General features: G+C 65.8%; 17 protein-coding genes. 11 read left to right on the forward strand and 6 right to left on the reverse strand.

Annotated elements, in window-relative coordinates; genetic code table 11:
* The first annotated feature begins 218 nt into the window (after positions 1-218).
* The 7 genes from A6723_RS08150 (at position 219) to A6723_RS08180 (ending at position 6,639) form a co-directional block, all read left to right on the forward strand.
* Positions 219-1,199, forward strand: a complete 981-nt coding sequence (locus tag A6723_RS08150) for a quinone oxidoreductase (RefSeq protein ID WP_054909787.1) — start codon at positions 219-221, stop codon at positions 1,197-1,199.
* A 10-nt stretch (positions 1,200-1,209) separates the two neighbouring features.
* Complete coding sequence (locus tag A6723_RS08155; protein WP_024762748.1) at positions 1,210-2,058, forward strand: TauD/TfdA family dioxygenase; 849 nt, start codon at positions 1,210-1,212, stop codon at positions 2,056-2,058.
* Positions 2,059-2,105: 47 nt separating this feature from the next.
* Entirely contained in the window at positions 2,106-3,158 is a 1,053-nt protein-coding gene (locus tag A6723_RS08160) for a 3-keto-5-aminohexanoate cleavage protein (protein ID WP_024762749.1), read from the forward strand.
* Positions 3,159-3,354: 196 nt separating this feature from the next.
* Positions 3,355-4,644: an MFS transporter gene (locus A6723_RS08165; RefSeq protein ID WP_054909786.1), complete on the forward strand. Its 1,290-nt coding sequence runs from the start codon at positions 3,355-3,357 to the stop codon at positions 4,642-4,644.
* Positions 4,644-5,309, forward strand: a complete 666-nt coding sequence (locus A6723_RS08170; protein ID WP_054909785.1) for a DsbA family protein — start codon at positions 4,644-4,646, stop codon at positions 5,307-5,309. The genes A6723_RS08165 and A6723_RS08170 overlap by 1 nt, the downstream gene beginning before the upstream one ends.
* Positions 5,306-5,632, forward strand: coding sequence for a Rieske 2Fe-2S domain-containing protein (locus A6723_RS08175; RefSeq protein ID WP_054909784.1), 327 nt, complete (start codon positions 5,306-5,308; stop codon positions 5,630-5,632). The genes A6723_RS08170 and A6723_RS08175 overlap by 4 nt, the downstream gene beginning before the upstream one ends.
* Complete coding sequence (locus tag A6723_RS08180) at positions 5,629-6,639, forward strand: YeiH family protein (RefSeq protein WP_054909783.1); 1,011 nt, start codon at positions 5,629-5,631, stop codon at positions 6,637-6,639. Before A6723_RS08175 ends, A6723_RS08180 begins: the two co-directional genes overlap by 4 nt.
* Before the next feature lie 905 nt (positions 6,640-7,544).
* On the opposite strand, the gene A6723_RS08185 is transcribed toward A6723_RS08180, so the two are convergent.
* The 3 genes from A6723_RS08185 to A6723_RS08195 all read right to left on the reverse strand — a co-directional run bounded on the left by A6723_RS08185 (position 7,545) and on the right by A6723_RS08195 (position 10,811).
* A complete protein-coding gene (locus A6723_RS08185) occupies positions 7,545-8,858 on the reverse strand; it encodes an FAD-binding oxidoreductase (RefSeq protein WP_054909909.1) in 1,314 nt (437 codons plus the stop codon).
* Positions 8,859-9,067: 209 nt separating this feature from the next.
* Positions 9,068-10,447, reverse strand: a complete 1,380-nt coding sequence (locus A6723_RS08190) for a glutamine synthetase family protein (protein WP_054909908.1) — start codon at positions 10,445-10,447, stop codon at positions 9,068-9,070.
* 175 nt (positions 10,448-10,622) lie between these two features.
* Complete coding sequence (locus A6723_RS08195; RefSeq protein ID WP_024763537.1) at positions 10,623-10,811, reverse strand: hypothetical protein; 189 nt, start codon at positions 10,809-10,811, stop codon at positions 10,623-10,625.
* 232 nt (positions 10,812-11,043) lie between these two features.
* Between A6723_RS08195 and A6723_RS08200 the strand changes: the two genes are divergently transcribed.
* Together A6723_RS08200 and A6723_RS08205 are read left to right on the forward strand one after the other, a co-directional pair.
* Positions 11,044-11,313 carry a MoaD/ThiS family protein gene (locus A6723_RS08200; protein ID WP_054909907.1) on the forward strand — a complete coding sequence of 90 codons (270 nt, stop codon included), beginning with the start codon at positions 11,044-11,046 and terminating at the stop codon, positions 11,311-11,313.
* 27 nt (positions 11,314-11,340) lie between these two features.
* Entirely contained in the window at positions 11,341-12,444 is a 1,104-nt protein-coding gene (locus A6723_RS08205) for a hypothetical protein (protein ID WP_054909906.1), read from the forward strand.
* Here the strand turns inward: A6723_RS08205 and A6723_RS32075 are convergent.
* Positions 12,423-12,566 (reverse strand): hypothetical protein, encoded by a 144-nt coding sequence (locus tag A6723_RS32075; RefSeq protein ID WP_156160346.1) that lies wholly within the window; start codon positions 12,564-12,566, stop codon positions 12,423-12,425. The genes A6723_RS08205 and A6723_RS32075 overlap by 22 nt on opposite strands.
* Before the next feature lie 23 nt (positions 12,567-12,589).
* Positions 12,590-14,122: a RimK family protein gene (locus A6723_RS08210; RefSeq protein ID WP_371914048.1), complete on the reverse strand. Its 1,533-nt coding sequence runs from the start codon at positions 14,120-14,122 to the stop codon at positions 12,590-12,592.
* Between the two features lie 141 nt (positions 14,123-14,263).
* On the opposite strand from A6723_RS08210, the gene A6723_RS08215 reads away from it, so the two are divergent.
* Both A6723_RS08215 and A6723_RS08220 read left to right on the forward strand, forming a co-directional pair.
* Positions 14,264-14,743, forward strand: a complete 480-nt coding sequence (locus A6723_RS08215; protein WP_054909904.1) for an N-acetyltransferase — start codon at positions 14,264-14,266, stop codon at positions 14,741-14,743.
* Entirely contained in the window at positions 14,740-15,603 is an 864-nt protein-coding gene (locus A6723_RS08220; RefSeq protein WP_054909903.1) for an MBL fold metallo-hydrolase, read from the forward strand. The genes A6723_RS08215 and A6723_RS08220 overlap by 4 nt, the downstream gene beginning before the upstream one ends.
* A gap of 92 nt (positions 15,604-15,695) precedes the next feature.
* Here the strand turns inward: A6723_RS08220 and aceF are convergent.
* Positions 15,696-16,842, reverse strand: a 1,147-nt coding sequence (aceF, locus tag A6723_RS08225) for a dihydrolipoyllysine-residue acetyltransferase (RefSeq protein WP_064979603.1), incomplete at its 5' end; no start/stop codon positions are given.

Genomic DNA, 16,842 nt, shown 5'->3' on the forward strand with positions numbered 1-16,842 from the left:
GCTTGATGCCTGGAGCTGCCGGCAGACACGGTTCGCGAGCAAGCTCGCTCCTACAGGCACGCCTCAGCCCTGCGCTGGCCTGGCCTGTCATGAAATGAAAAGCCCCTGTCGCACGATGTGAAGCTGCCTGCCGGCCCCCTGCCTATTGTCCGCTCAAAGGGCGCTTGCCCGCTCCAAACGGAGCGCCCACGACAACAAGACAACTGGAGATTCCGGCCATGGCCAAAGCCGTTCGTTTCTATGAAACAGGGGGACCCGAAGTCCTGCGTTACGAGGACGTGGAGGTCGGCGAGCCCGGCCCGGGGCAAGTGCGCATCCGCCATGTGGCGGTGGGCCTGAACTACGCCGACACCTACTTCCGCAATGGCACCTACGCCGTTCCGCTGCCCAGCGGCATGGGCGTGGAAGCCGCCGGCGTAGTGGTTGCGGTGGGCGAGGGCGTGACCAACGTCGTGCCCGGCGACCGTGTGACCTACACCGGCTTCATCAACACCCTCGGCGCCTACAGCACCGAGCGTCTGGTTCCGGCGGCGCCGCTGATCCGCCTGCCGGAGAACATCGCCTTCGAGACCGCCGCCGCCATGACCATGCGCGGCCTGACCTCGGCCTACCTGCTGCGCCGCATCCACGACTTCAAGCCCGGCCAGAGCATCCTGCTGCACGCGGCCGCCGGCGGTGTCGGGCTGATCGTCGCACAGTGGGCGAAGCTGCTCGGCCTGCGCGTGATCGGTACCGTTTCCAGCGATGCCAAGGCCGAAGTGGCCTTTGCCCACGGCTGCGAGCACGTCATCAACTACAGCCATGAAAGCGTCGCCGAGCGCGTGCGCGAACTCACCGACGGACGTGGTGTGGATGTGGTGTTCGACAGCGTCGGCAAGGACACCTTCATGACCTCCCTGGAGTCGCTCAAGCGCCGCGGGCTGATGGTCTGCGTCGGCACCGCCTCCGGCCCGATCCCGCCGTTCGATCCGGTGCTGCTGGCGATGAAGGGCTCGATCTTCCTCACTCGCCCGGCGCTGGCCGACTACATCGCCGACCCGGCGGAGAAGGCGGCGTTGCTGGATGAGTTGTTTACCCACGTGGGCAACGGCGACATCCGCATCGAGATCAACCAGCACTACGCGCTGGAAGATGCCGTGCAAGCCCACCGCGACCTCGAGTCGCGCAAGACCACCGGCTCGTCGATCTTCGTCATCTGAGGGCGCCGCCATGCACGTAGAACGTCTGACCTGCAGCATCGGCGCCGAGATTTCAGGAGTGAACCTGGGCGATGCGTCGCGCGACGAAGGGCTGTTCGCCGAGCTGCGCGAGCTGCTGCTCAAGCACAAGGTGCTGTTCCTGCGCGATCAGGACATCAGCCGCGCCGAGCACGTCGCCTTCGCCCGCCGCTTCGGCGAGCTGGAAGACCACCCGGTGGCTGGCAGCGACCCGGAGCATCCGGGCCTGGTGCGCATCTACAAGACCCCGGACCTGCCCAACGACCGCTACGAAAACGCCTGGCACACAGACGCCACCTGGCGCGAGGCGCCGCCCCTGGGCTGCGTCCTGCGCTGTGTGGAGTGCCCGCCGGTCGGGGGCGACACCATGTGGGCGAACATGGCCCTGGCCTACGACATGCTCCCGGCTGAGATCAAGGAGCGCATCGCCAAGCTGCGAGCCCGCCACAGCATCGAGGCCAGCTTCGGTGCGGCGATGCCCATCGAGAAGCGCCTGGCACTCAAGGCCATGTACCCCGACGCCGAGCACCCGGTGGTGCGCACCCATCCCGAAACCGGCGAGAAGGTGCTGTTCGTCAACGCCTTCACCACCCACTTCAGCAACTACCACACCCCGCAGAACGTGCGCTTCGGCCAGGACGCCAACCCCGGCGCGTCCGACCTGCTGCGCTACCTGGTGAGCCAGGTGTACATCCCCGAATTCCAGGTGCGCTGGCGCTGGAAGAAGAACGACGTGGCGATCTGGGACAACCGCTGTACCCAGCACTACGCGGTGATGGACTACCCGCCCTGCGTGCGCCGCATGGAGCGCGCCGGGATCATCGGCGACAAGCCGTTCTGAGCCCTCGTTGAAACCGACTTCTACAAGAACAATTCCAGGAGACAGACATGCAATTCTTCGACGATTCGCTGCACCCCGAGAATCAGGAAAAGGTGGTCATCACCACCGCTCCCTACGGCCCGGAATGGATGCCCGAGGACTTCCCCGAAGACATCCCGGTGACCATGGACGAGCAGGTGCAGAAGGCCGTGGACTGCTACGAAGCCGGCGCCACCGTGCTCCACCTGCACGTGCGTGAGCTGGACGGCAAGGGCTCCAAGCGCCTGTCCAAGTTCAACGAGCTGATCGCTGGCGTGCGTGAAGCGGTGCCGGACATGATCATCCAGGTCGGCGGCTCGATCTCCTTCGCCCCGGAGAGCGACGGCGAGGCGGCCAAGTGGCTGTCCGATGACACCCGCCACATGCTCGCCGAGCTGACCCCCAAGCCCGACCAGGTGACGGTGGCGATCAACACCACCCAGATGAACATCATGGAGCTGCTCTATCCGGAGTACCTCAAGGGCACTTCCCTGGAGAACCCGCTCTACCAGGCGGCCTATAGCGAGATGACCGTGCCGGCCGGCCCGGCCTGGGTCGAGGAACACCTCAAGCGCCTGCAGGCATCGGGCATCCAGCCGCACTTCCAGCTCACCGGCATGCATGCCCTGGAAACCCTCGAGCGCCTGGTGCGCAAGGGCGTCTACAAGGGCCCGCTGAACCTGACCTGGATCGGCATCGGCGGCGGTTTCGACGGCCCCAACCCGTTCAACTTCATGAACTTCGTGCACCGCGCCCCGGACGGCGCCACCGTCACTGCCGAGTCGCTGCTCAAGAACGTCCTGCCGTTCAACATGATGGCGCTGGCCATGGGGCTGCACCCGCGTTGCGGCATCGAGGACACCATCATCGGCCAGCACGGCCAGCGCATGACTTCGGTCGAGCAGATCCAGCAGTGCGTCCGTGTTGCCCATGAGCTGGGTCGCGAAGTCGCCAGCGGCAAGGAAGCGCGCGCGATCTACAAGATCGGCGTGCAGTACGACAGCGTCGAGGAAACCCTGCGCATGAACGGCATGGCGCCCAACCGCCAGCCGGGCCAGAAGTCCGTCCCGCAACGCGCGTGACCAAGCAATGGTCCGAAACGGCCCTCTCCCCAGCCCTCTCCCTGAAGGGAGAGGGAGCTGCCCGTGCCGGTTGACGCCAAGGTTTCATCCTGCACCGAACGGTCCCCTCTCCCTTCAGGGAGAGGGTTAGGGAGAGGGGGCTGACCTTCACCCCACAACAACAAGAATCCACTGACTCCCCCGGAGAGCTAGCACCATGGCCATCCACTCCGTCGCCCTGGGCGACATCCCTGCCACCGCGCCCAGCGTGCCGCGCCGCTATGCCTGGGTGGTGTTCGCCCTGACCTTCGGCCTGCTGATCTCCGACTACATGTCGCGCCAGGTGCTCAACGCCGTGTTCCCGCTGCTCAAGGTCGAATGGGCCCTGAGTGACGCACAGCTCGGCCTGCTCAGCGGAATCGTCGCGGTGATGGTCGGTTTGCTGACCTTCCCCCTGTCGCTGCTCGCCGACCGCTGGGGCCGGGTGCGCAGCCTGGCACTGATGGCCATGCTGTGGAGCCTGGCGACCCTGGGCTGCGCTGTGGCGCAGAACTTCCCGCAGATGTTCGCCGCGCGCTTCTTCGTCGGCGTCGGCGAGGCCGCCTATGGCAGCGTCGGCATCGCCGTGGTCATCTCGGTCTTCCCGGCGCACCTGCGCGCCACCCTGACCGGCGCGTTCATGGCCGGTGGCATGTTCGGCTCCGTCCTTGGCATGGGCATGGGCGGCGTGCTCGCCGCGCACCTGGGCTGGCGCTGGGCCTTCGCTGGCATGGCGCTGTTCGGCCTGCTGCTGGCGCTGCTCTATCCGTTGATCGTCAGTGAGAAACGCATCGCCCCGGTAGCCGCCGCCGAAGCGCCGCGCCAGGTGGGCGGGCGTTCCCTGCGCAGCCTGTTCGGCAGCCGTTCGGTGATCGCCGCCTACCTGGGCAGCGGCCTGCAACTGTTCGTCGCTGCCGCCGTGATGGTGTGGATTCCCAGCTACCTGAACCGCTACTACCACCTGGACACCGGCAAGGCCGGGCTGATCTCGGCGGTGATCGTGCTGGTCGGTGGCAGCGGCATGGTGCTCTGCGGCATCCTCTGCGACCGCCTGGGCCGCGCCAACCCGCCGCGCAAGATCATCCTCGCCATCGGCTTCTGCCTGGTCAGCTGCGTGCTGCTGTCCATCGCCTTCCACCTGCCACCGGGCACCACGCAGCTGAGTCTGATCTGCCTGGGCATGCTGGTCGCCGCCGGTACTTCCGGGCCGTCCGGCGCGATGGTCGCCAACCTCACCGCGCCGGCGGTACATGGCACCGCCTTCGCCACCCTGACCCTGGCCAACAACCTGCTGGGCCTGGCCCCCGGCCCGCTGCTCACCGGCGTGCTGGCCGACCGCATCGGCCTGGACCGTGCCTTCCAGCTCGTGCCGTTGCTGAGCATTCTCGCCGCGCTGGTGTTCCTTTACGCCCGGCGCCACTACCACAGCGATATGCGCCGCCTGCGCGGCGAAGAGGAGGGCGCCTGATGCCGACGCTGAACCTTGAGATGACCTTCGACTTCATCTGCCCCTGGTGCCTGATCGGCAAGCGCAACCTCGATGTGGCGCTGCGCCTGCTGGCCCGTCAGCGCCCGGAACTGCAGGTGCGAGTGAACTGGCTCGGCCTGCAACTGCTGCCGCAACTGCCGATGGAGGGCGAGCCATTCGCCGAGTTCTACCAGCGCCGCCTGGGCGGCAAGCGTGCCGTGCAGGCGCGCATGGGTGAGGTGCGGCGGGCGGCGGAGGGCGCCAAGGTCGACCTCGATCTGCAACGCATCCTCACCATGCCCAACACCACCTATGCGCACCGGGTGTTCCAGCGCGCGGTGCATGTGGGCGGCGAGAGCCAGAAGGAGCAGTTGCTGGAGATGATCTTTCGCGCGCACTTCCAGCTGGGCCAGGACATTGGCAATCGCGACACCCTGTGCCGCCTGCTGCGAGCCTGTGATTTCGACGTGGCTGACTTCGATGAAGCCCTGGCCGACGGCGCGCGCCAGTTCATTGGCCGGCGCGTGGCCCTGGCCGATTCCAGCGTGCCGATGTTCCTCCTTGAAGGCCGCGCCTTCGCGCTCGGCGGGCAGAGCCCTGAGCAACTGCTGGCGGCGCTCTATCGTGCGTTGGAACGGCAGTTCCCGGAGGCGATTCCGGCATGAGCGGTGTGGTCCGTATTCCCGCTGAACGCCTGCCGGCGCGCGGCGGCAGAAGCCTGTTCCATCATGAGAACGGCATCTTCCTGTTGTTCGATATCGACGGTGAGCTGCATGCCATCGAAGACAGCTGCCCTCACGCCGGTGCCTCGCTGTTCAGCGGGCGCCTGGATGGCCGCTGGTTGCAGTGCCCGGCCCATGGCCTGCGCTTCGACGTGGCCACGGGTTGCCCAGCGGGCATCAAGGGTTTCGGTCTGCGCCGGCACGGGATTTCCTGGATTGCCGGCGAGTGTCATGTGGTGATCGTCGACCAGGAGATGCCAGCATGACCGCATTGACGATCTCCACGCTCGGCACGCGCAGCCGCACGCTGCTGCCGGGCCTGCTGGTGAGCGCCATGGTGGCGGCGGCCGCGACCTTCCTGTCCGAACACTACGGCGCGCCGGTGATGCTCTTCGCGTTGCTGCTCGGCCTGGCGATGAACTTCCTCGCCGCCGACAGCGTGTGCAAGGCCGGCATCGAATTCACCGCCCGCGAAATCCTGCGCCTGGGCGTGGCGCTGCTCGGTATCCGTATCACCTTCGGGCAGATCGCCGAACTGGGCTGGCAGCCGGTGGTCATGGTGGTGGTGCTGGTGACGGTGACCATCCTGGTTTCCATCGCGGCGGCGCGCGCCATGGGCTTCAACTTCCTCTTCGGTCTGCTCACCGGTGGCGCCACCGCCATCTGCGGCGCCTCGGCGGCCCTGGCGCTGGCCGCGGCACTGCCGGCACACACGCAGAAGGAAAAGGCCACGCTGTTCACCGTGCTTGGCGTGTCGGCATTGTCGACCCTGGCGATGATCCTCTATCCCATGATCGTCCGTGGACTGGGCTTGCCGCCGTTGCAGGCGGGGATCTTCCTCGGCGGCACCATCCATGACGTGGCCCAGGTGGTCGGCGCCGGCTACAGCATCTCGAAGGAAGTCGGTGACAGTGCCACGGTAGTCAAGCTGATGCGCGTGGCGATGCTGCTGCCGGTGATCCTCTGCGCGGCGATGATCACCCGCGCCCGCGGCGTGGAACCGGGCGACAAACGTCCGCCGCTGTTGCCGTGGTTTGCCGTGGGCTTCGTGCTGCTGGCGGCGGTGAACAGCACCGGCTATCTGCCGTCGATGCTGGTAGAAGCCGGCGGGAAGCTGTCGCAGTGGTGCCTGGTGATTTCCATCGCGGCGCTGGGCATGAAGACCCAGCTCAAGGCTCTGGCGACGGTGGGGGTGAAGCCGATCCTGCTGATGGTGGGGGAGACGGTGTTCCTGGCCCTGTTGGTGCTGGGGATGTTGAAGGTCGCGGGGTGAGCCGATCAGATCGTAGGGCGTATAACGCGCCAGCGTTATACGCCGATGTGGCTATCGGCGGATAACCCGTTCCGGGTTATGCGCCCTACGCAAAGACTCCTGTTTTGGCTTTGGCTTTGGCTTTGGCTTTGGCTTTGGCTTTTGAGGGCTTCCAGAGAAATATCCGCACGCGCCGAGTGCCCCTTTCAGGAGGCCGAAGGTGATCGGAGTTTCAGGGGTTGAGCGACATGGATGTCGCGAGAGCGGCGATGGGCCAGGGATGGCCCGTCGTGGCGGGCCCCTGRAACTCCGAAGAACCGAGGGTACTTTTCGCGAAGCGAAAAGCCGGATGTCAGGGGCGAGACTTTTGCCTACTTTGGGTGGGGCGGCCATCCGTCGTTTGCCAAAGTAGGTCGCCCGAGGGGGCGAAACACGAAGTTCGCGCGTACGCCGAAGCGACGCGGGAACACCGAACCGTGATGCATTTAGTTTTGGAGTTTCTGCGTCGCATTAGTGTGTTCGGATGTAATGGGTTTCGCCCCCTCGGGCGAGTCCCTTTTGGCAAACGCCCAAAAGGAACCAAAAAGTCTTGCCCCGGACATCCGGTTTTTCGCTTGGGGCGAAAAATACCCTCGTTGAAGCGCAGTTTCCGAGGCACGCGCTGACGGGCCATCCTTGGCCCGACAGCGCTCTCGCGGCATCCATGCCGCTCAACCCCGAAAACTGCACTTCAACGAGGCCTTCTGAACGGGGCGTTCGGAGTGCGCGGACGTTTCTCTGGAAGACTTCAAGAGCCAGAGCCGTGCCGATGCTGATCCGAATGACCGTAGGGCGAATAACCTGGAACAGGTTATCCGCCGCTGCTCATGCGGCGGATAACGCTGGCGCGTTATGAGCCCTACGCCAAGCTTCGCGTCGGATGCGTATCAGCGCAGCTTCTCCATCATCTGGTAGTACCACATGCCCGCCGCCAGCATCGGGTTGCCGAACACATCGCCCATGGGCACGCGGATGTGCTTGCACTGGGCGAAGGTGTCGAACTTCTCCAGGTCGCCGGTCATCGCCGTGGCCATGATCTCGCCCATGATGTGGGTGGTCGCCACGCCGTGGCCGGAGTAGCCCTGGCAGTACCAGACGTTCTCCGAGAGCTTGCCCAGCTGCGGGATGCGGTTCATCACGATGCCCATGGCGCAGCTCCACTGGAACTCGATGTCCACGCCCTTGAGCGCCGGGAAGGTGCGTTCGATGCACGGGCGCAGTTCGCCGGCGATGTCGCGGGAGTCGCGGCCCGAGTAGTTGGCGCCGCCGCCGAACAGCAGGCGACCGTCGCCGGTCATGCGGTAGTAGTCGAGCACGAAGCGGCAGTCGTAGACGGCCAGGTCCTGCGGGTTGATGCGCTTGGCCAGTTCGCCCAGCGGCTTGGTGGTAACGATGCCGCCCATGGCCGGGAAGATCATGCCCTTGAGCTGCTTGCGCTCCAGCTTGTGGTAGACGTCGCCGGCGAGCATCACCTGCGCGGCGTTGATCCGGCCGCCGGAGGTGACCACCGCCGGGCGCGGGCCGTGGACGATGTCCAGCACTTCGGAGTGCTCGAAGATCAGCGCGCCCAGGCTGGCGGCGGCCTTGGCCTCGCCGATGCACAGGTTGAGCGGGTGCAGGTGCATGTTGCGGGTGTTCTTGATGGCGCCGCAGTAGAGGTCGCTTTCCAGGTGCGCGCGCACGCCGGCGCCGTCCAGCAGGCTGATCTCGTCGCCCATGCCACGGCGCTTGGCGTCATCGAAGGTGGCCTTCAGTTCGTCCATGTGCGACTGCTTCATCGCCGCGTGCAGGTGGCCGAACTTCAGGTCGCACTGGATGCCGTATTTCTCCACGCGGCTCTTGATGATCTCGTGGCCGCGCCAGCGCAGGCGCCAGATGAAGTCGTCGACGTCGTCGCCGAGCCACTGGCGCATCTGCTTCTCCATCGCGGAGTCGCCGGAGAGGCTGCCGGTGACCTGCCCACCGTTGCGCCCGCTGGCGCCCCAGCCGACCTTGTTGGTCTCGACGATGGCAACCTTGTAGCCACGCTCGGCCAGTTCCACGGCAGTGGCGACGCCGGTGAAGCCGCCGCCGATGATGGCGATGTCGACGTTCACCTCGCCCTGCAGCGTGGGGTAGCTGGTCTCTTCGTTGAGGCTCGCGGAGTAATAGGACTTCGCGCGCTCGGGGGCGGGAGTGGCGGGGTTAACAGCGGCGTTCATTGCGGTGTTCCTTTCTTGTTCGTTCGTTTGGCCCTTCTCCCTCACCCTAACCCTCTCCCAGAGGGAGAGGGGACTGATCGGAGCGGGCTTTGAAGTTGGGTTCTCGCCGGGTGCATCAGTGAGCGAAAAGCTCGTCTCGGCACGGACGGCCCCCTCTCCCTGTGGGTGAGGGCTGGGGTGAGGGGCGCTTTAGTTCTATCAGCACAGCCTCAAGCCTGCGTCAGATACCAGCGCCAATCCTGCTCGCCGACCTCGCCCATGAACTGGCGGTACTCGGCCTGCTTGACCTTCAGGTAGACGCCGAGGAATTCGTGGCCCAGCGCATCGCGCGCCCAGCTGGAACGCTCCAGTGCGCGCAGCGAGGTGAGCCAGTCGGTGGGCAGCAGTTCCTTGGCCTGGGCGTAGCCGTTGCCTTCTACCGGCGCACCCGGATCGATGGCCTCGCGGATGCCGCGATGGATACCGGCGAGGATCGCGGCGGCGGCCAGGTAGGGGTTGGCGTCGGCGCCGCAGATGCGGTGCTCGACGTGCCGGGTATTGGCCGGGCCGCCGGGCACGCGCAGGCTCACGGTGCGGTTATCGCAGCCCCAGGTCGGCGCCAGCGGCGCGTAGCTGTTGGCCTGGAAGCGGCGGTAGGAGTTGGCGTTGGGGCAGAACAGCAGCAGCGAGTCGAGCAGGCTTTTCAGCATGCCACCCACGGACTGGCGCAGCAGCGAAGTGCCGGCCCCGCTTTCAATATCAGCCATTTCGCTGGCGAACAGGTTGTTGCCCTCGGCATCGGCCAGGGAAACGTGCATGTGCATGCCAGTGCCGGCCAGATCGTCGAACGGCTTGGCCATGAAGCACGCCTGCATTCCGTGCTTGTGCGCCACGCCCTTCACCAGGCGCTTGTAGCGCACGGCCTGGTCCATGGCGACCAGCGCATCGCCGTGCTCCAGGGTGATCTCCACCTGTCCCGGCGCGTATTCGGAAATCGCCGTGCGCGCCGGAATGCCCTGGGCCTTGCAGGCGGCATAGAGGTCGGCGAGGAAGGGTTCGATCTGCTCCAGCTCGCGCAGGCCATAAACCTGCGTGGCGCGCGGGCGGCCACCGTCGGCGTCCAGCGCCGGTTGCGGGCGGCCATTGGCATCGCGCTTGGCGTCCAGCAGGTAGAACTCCAGCTCGCAGGCCATCACCGGGTGGTAGCCATCGGCCTTGAGCCCGTCGATCACGCGCAGCAGCACGTGGCGCGGGTCGGCGATGTCCGCCGGCTTGCCTTCTTCCGGGTGCATGCTGACCTGCACCGCCGCCGTGGGAATCTGCCGCCAGGGCAGGCGCACCAGGCTGCCTTGCAGGGGATAGGCGCGGCAGTCGATATCGCCCACGTCCCAGACCAGCCCGGAATCCTCCACATCTTCCCCGTGCAGGGTGAGGCCGAGAATGGTGCTGGGCAGCGGCCGGCCGGACTGGTACACGGCGAGCAGTTCCTCGCGGTGCAGCAGCTTGCCGCGCGGCACGCCGTTGGCGTCGAGGATGAACAGCTCGACCATCTCGATATCGGGGTTCTGGGCCAGGAAATACTGGGCTTCTTGCACGGAGGCGAAATTCATGGGGCTCTCGTTAGCATCCACGCGGATGCGCTGACGACCTGCAGGCCAGGGCCGCGCCGACGGGCGCAGGATTGAAGGCAGGCAAGCGATACAACGGGCTACGTCTTGTTCGAGAACGGCGTTTGGCCAGTCCTGAGCGTAGTTCCGTCGAGTGAATCCGGGCGATGACGCCCGGTCAGCGAGAGGTGCTGTCCGGTGGACGGGCGTGGCGGCAGTGCCAGAGCGCCCAGAAGGCCAGTTCAAGAGGCAGGGTCAGCGGTTGCAGTTCGAGCCAGCGGGCATGTTTGCGCGGCAGGCGGACAGCGCTGCCGGCCTTGCGGGCGGCGACGGGTTCCAGCGATGCGGGCGAAACGAGCAGATGCATGTCGAAGGTTATGGCTGACGATTCCCGGAGACTCGCACGGCGGATGGGTTTGTTAAATGTGATTTTCACGACGTTTGGTTTCGTTTTATCGAAACTGAATGCCGGGGAAAGACTGCCGCGAAGGCCGTTCCAGAGCCGCTTCGGTGGCCATCACGCATCCCGTCGAAGCGCTCGGAGCACCTGCCACGCCTGCCCTAGACTGGTGCAGTCAGCACCCGTTGCGAGTTCGCCCATGTGCCGTATCGCCTTCGCCCCGTCGATCCAGCGTCATGTTCCCATCGAGGAGCGCGAGCTGACGGCGGATACCTTGTCCGGCGCATTGGAAATGGTCTTCGCCGAGGCGCCGAAGTTGCGCGGCTACCTGCTGGACGACCAGGGCGGATTGCGCCGGCACCTGACAATCTTCATCGACGGGCTGCGCCTGCGGGATCGCGCCCGCCTCAGCGATGCGCTGGCGGCGGACAGCGAGGTCTACGTGGTGCAGGCCTTGAGCGGTGGTTGAGAACCGGCGGCAATTCAGGAGAGCACAATGGATGATCGACTGCTGGTGGCGACCCGCAAGGGGTTGTTCACCTTCCAGCGTGGCGCGGACGGTTGGCAGGAAAGCCGCCGCGACTTCATCGGCGAACCCTTGAGCACGGTGCTGGCCGACCCGCGCGATGACAGCCTCTATGCCGCCCTCAACCTTGGCCATTTCGGCTGCAAGCTCTGGCGCCAACGCGCCGGTGAAGCTTGGCAGGAAGTCGCCGTGCCGACCTATCCGCCGCAACCCGACCCACTGCCCGAACCCGCGGAAGGGGAAGCACCGCCCGCGCCCTGGACCCTGCAACAGATCTGGTGCCTGGAAACCGGCGGCGCCGCGGAAGCCGGCGTACTCTGGGCCGGCACCATTCCCGGCGGCCTGTTCCGCAGCAACGACGGCGGCGACAGCTGGGAGTTGAACCGCCCACTCTGGGATGTGCCCGAGCGCTCGCGCTGGATGGGTGGCGGCTATGACTGGCCGGGGATTCACTCGGTCAGCGTCGACCCGCGCGACAGCCAGCACCTGACCGTCGCCGTATCCTGCGGCGGCGTCTGGCAGAGCGATGACGGTGGCGCCAGTTGGCGCCTGAGCACCGCCGGCATGTACGCCGACTACATGCCGCCGGAGCTGCGCGAAGAGGGCGCCATCCAGGACCCGCACCGCCTGGTGCATTGCCCGGCACAGCCGGATCGCCTGTGGGTGCAGCACCACAACGGCATCTTCACCTCCAGCGATGGCGGTTCGCGATGGAACGACGTACCGGTCGAACCCTCGAGCTTCGGTTTTGCCGTCGCCGTCCACCCGACACGGCCGGGCACGGCGTGGTTCGTTCCGGCGGTGAAGGACGTCTGCCGGATTCCGGTGGACGCCCGCTTCGTCGTCACCCGCACCCGCGATGGCGGCGCCACCTTCGAGGTGCTCGATGGCGGGCTGCCCCAGGGCGCCGCCTTCGACCTCGTCTATCGCCACGGCCTGGCCGTCGACGATGACGGCGCCTGCCTGGCGATGGGCTCCACCACCGGTGGCCTGTGGCTGTCGGAGAACGGCGGGGACCACTGGCAATGCCTGTCCGCCAACCTGCCGCCGATCTACTGCGTGCGCTTTGGCTGAGCCTTGCGCCTGGCCTGTTCGCGCACCTCGCGTGGCTTCATGCGGTGGTCGAAGTAATTGATCGCGGTGCCGAAGACGACGATGGCGATCAGGATGGTCAGGCCGATATGCGTGGCTTCCATGGGATTCTCCTTGGGCGGTGCGCTCAGAGCGCCTGGCCGCGGCGCTTGAGTTCCAGGCGGCGGATGAACTCCTCCAGCACCCGGCGGTAGAGGTCGTCCTTGAGGCAGGCATCCTCGATGCCGGCGTCGAGGTTGGGGTTGTCGTTCACTTCGATGACCACCACTTCGCCGTCCACCTCCTTCAGGTCGACGCCGTAAAGGCCGTCGCCGATCAGGTTGGCGGTCTTCAGTGCCAGCTCCACGACGGCAGGCGGCGCGCTTTCCACCGGCAGCGTGCGGCACTCGCCGATCACCTCGCCGTCGGCCTTGTGCTGGACGATCTGCCAGTGCCCACGCGACATGAAGTACTGGCAGGCGAACACCGGTTGGCGGTTGAGGATGCCGATGCGCCAGTCGAACTCGGTGTAGAGGTACTCCTGGGCGAGCAGCAGCACCGAGTGCTCGAACAGCTCGGCGCTGACGCTGTGCAGTTGCTGGGCGTCCTCGACCTTGTAGACGCCACGGGAGAAGCAGCCATCGGGGATCTTCAGCACCAGCGGGAAGCCCAGCCGCGCGCCGACGCGCTCCAGTTCCTGCGGGTTGTCCTTGTAGAGGATTTCCGTGGCCGGCATGCCCAGGCCGTGGCTGCGCAGCAGGTCGGTGAGGTAGACCTTGTTGGTGCAGCGCAGGATCGACGCCGGGTCGTCCATCACGATCAGCCCCTCGCTCTCGGCTTTCTTGGCGAAGCGATAGGTGTGGTCGTCAACGCTGGTGGTCTCGCGGATCAGCAGCGCGTCGTACTCGGCCAGCCGCGCGTAGTCCTTCTTCTCGATCAGCTCGACGTCGATGCCCAGTTGCCGGCCGACCCGGACGAAGCCTTCCAGGGCGCCGGCATTGGAGGGCGGCAGGCTTTCCGCCGGGTTGTGCAGGATGGCCAGGTCGTAGCGCGCCAGGCGCCGCGAGTTGGGCTGGCGCCAGACGCGTCGGCTGAAACGGTCGAGGGCATCGGCGAACTGGTCTTCCTGGTTATCGCGCAGCTTGTGCAGCGCGCCGGGGCGGATTCCCGCGATGTGCCAGGTGTCGGTGCGGCGGAAGTCCACCAGCAGAATGGGGCAGGGGAAGGCCTCGAACAGTTGGCGGGCGATGGGTTGCAGTGGCTCAAGGTCCGTATGGCCGAAATACAGGCGCAGGGTGAAGCCGTCGGTGCTGGCGCAGGGATGCTGGGCGAGGGCTTTTTCCAGGGATCTTTCCAGGCCGTCCAGGGCCAGGCCGTAGAGGGATTTCTTCGCCAGTTCGCTGATGGTGCGTACCGACGGAATGACCTTGTGTCCTCGCGCTTCGGCCAATAGTGAACAGTAATAACCGTGGCCGAGATATTTATAGTGGCGGCACAGGTTGATGACCTGGAAGCGCTTTCCCGATTCGAACTGATGCGAATCTTCCAGATACTCGCGGGCGCTCAGCATATCTTCGCTGGGAATATAGGATGCCCAGTCTTCCTTGCGCTCGACGATGATCAGAACCTGGCTGGACCTGGCTGAAGGAGGCTCCGCAGAGGCGTTGGTAACGACATTCAGGGAACTTGCGCTGAACTTTTCATGGAAGTTAGTGTGTAACGAAGACATTGTTCACGGACCCGTCTGAAAGTTGCCGTGTGTCTATTAAGCAGTAACTTCAGGAAATGTCCCGGTTCATTACGAAAGTTTTACGGAGTGCCCATGTCGCTGTTATATCGCCTTGCCGCGCCGGCCGATTTGGCGAACTTGCTGGAGCTGGAAGAAGAGTGTTTCGAGCAGGACCGCATCAGTGGCCGCAGCTTTCGCAGACTGATCGGAGCACCCAGTGCCATCCTGCTGGTTGCCGACCGTGATGGCGAGCTGCTGGGCTACGCGTTGCTCCTGCTGAGACGGGGCTCGGATATCGCCCGCCTATACTCCCTGGCGATTTCCCGGCAAGCGCGAGGGCAGGGCCTTGGCGGTGCGCTGCTGGAGCGGTGTGAAGAGCAGGCGCGGGCGCGCGGTTGCCGGCGCCTGCGCCTGGAGGTGCGCACCGACAACGCCGGCGCCATTGGCCTTTACCAGCGCCGCGGCTATGTCCGCTTCGCCCGCAGTGCCGGCTTCTATGAAGACGGCAGCGATGCCTGGCGCTATGAGAAACCGCTCGGCGCTCCGGCCCCGACAGCAAGGAACCCGGCATGACCGCCCGCATCCAGCACTTCTTCGATACCGCCACGTCCACCTACAGCTACGTGGTCGCCGACCCCGCCACCAGCCGTTGCGCCATTGTCGACCCGGTGCTGGACTACGACGCCGCTGCGGGCCGAGTCAGCCATGACAGCGCCCGGCGTATCGCGGCCTACGTGCGCGAACAGGGCTTGGCGGTGGAATGGCTGCTGGAAACGCACCTGCATGCGGACCACCTGTCCGCATCGGCCTGGCTCAAGGGTGAATTGGGCGGACGCCTGGCCATCGGTTCCAGCATTGCCCAGGTGCAGCGCACCTTTGCCGGGCTGTTCAACCTGGGCGAAGACTTCCCTTGCGACGGCAGTCAGTTCGACCACCTGTTCGCGGACGGGGAGGCGTTCCGCATCGGCAACCTGCACGCCGAGGCCCTGCACACTCCCGGCCACACACCGGCCTGCATGACCTACCGCATCGGTGATGCGGCCTTCGTCGGTGACACGCTGTTCATGCCTGACTACGGCACCGCCCGCTGTGATTTCCCCGGCGGCGATGCGCGGCAGTTGTACCGGTCGATCCAGCGGCTGTTCTCGCTGCCCGATTCGACCCGGCTGTTCCTCTGCCACGATTATCTGACGGAGGGACGCGAGGAGCACCAGCACCAGACCACGGTCGAGCGCGAGCGCAGGGAAAACGTGCATGTCCACGAAGGCATCAGCGAGGATGCCTTCGTCGCCATGCGCGTGGCCCGCGATGCGACGCTGAACGCCCCGGCGCTGATCTGGCCGTCGATCCAGGTGAACATGCGCGGCGGCGTGTTGCCCGAAGCCGAGGCCAATGGCGTGCGCTACCTGCGGATTCCGCTGGATCGGATGTGACAGGTTCGCGAGCAAGCTCGCTCCTACAGGTAGCGCATCCGACCCGCTCTTCGTAGGAGCGAGCTTGCTCGCGAACAGCGCCGGGAAGGGCGCTATAGCAACAAACTGCGAATATCCCCCAGCACCTCCCCGAGCCGCCGAGTGAACCGCGCCGCTGCCGCACCGTTGATCACCCGGTGGTCATAGGACAGCGACAACGGCAGCATCAGCCGCGGTTGGAAGGCCTTGCCGTCCCACACCGGCTGCATCGTCGCCTTGCTCACGCCGAGGATCGCCACTTCCGGCGCATTGACGATGGGCGTGAAGCCGGTGCCGCCAATATGCCCCAGGCTGGAGATGGTGAAGCAGGCGCCTTGCATCGCGTCGGCGGAGAGCTTCTTGGTCCGTGCCTTCTCCGCCAGTTCGGCGGCTTCCAGGGCAAGCTGCAGCAGCCCTTTCCTGTCCACGTCGCGGATCACCGGCACCAGCAGGCCATCCGGCGTGTCCACGGCGAAACCGATGTGCACGTAATGCTTGCGGATCAGCGCCTTGCCGCTGGGCGCCAGCGAGCTGTTGAAGTCCGGCAGCTCGCGCAGCAGATGAGCGCAGGCCTTGAGCAGGATCGGCAGGATGGTCAGCTTGGTCCCGGCCTTTTCCGCCGCCGCCTTCTGCGCGATGCGGAAGGCTTCCGCCTCGGTGATGTCGGCGGACTCGAACTGGGTCACGTGGGGCACGTTCAGCCAGCTGCGGTGCAGGTTGCTGGCGCCGACCTGCATCAGGCGGGTCATGGCCACTTCTTCGATTTCGCCGAACTTGCTGAAGTCGATTTCCGGAATCGGCGGAATCCCTGCGCCGCCAGTGGCTCCTGCCGCCGCGCCGGACTTGCTCCGTTGCAGTTGCTCCTTCACGAACAACTGCACGTCCTCCTTGAGGATGCGGCCCTTGGGCCCGGTGCCGGTAACCTGAGCCAGGTCGACGCCGAACTCGCGGGCGAGCATGCGTACCGCCGGCCCGGCGTGGACCTTGGTGCCGTCGCGGCTGGGCGCGCCGACGGGCGCGGCTTCCGGAGCCTTGGGCTGCTCGGTTCTTGCGCTGGGCGCCGGAGCGGGTTGCGCGGTGCCCTGCGCAGCAGTCGGCGCGGCGCTACCGGCGACTTCCAGTTCGAGGATCTCATCGCCTTCCTTGAGCGTGTCGCCGATCTTCACCTTGATCGCCTTTACCACGCCGGCTTTCGGCGCAGGAATCTCCATGCTGGCCTTG

It is taken from the genome of Pseudomonas sp. AU11447, assembly GCF_001672555.2.
In the GTDB taxonomy this organism is placed as follows: Bacteria; Pseudomonadota; Gammaproteobacteria; order Pseudomonadales; family Pseudomonadaceae; genus Pseudomonas; species Pseudomonas nitroreducens.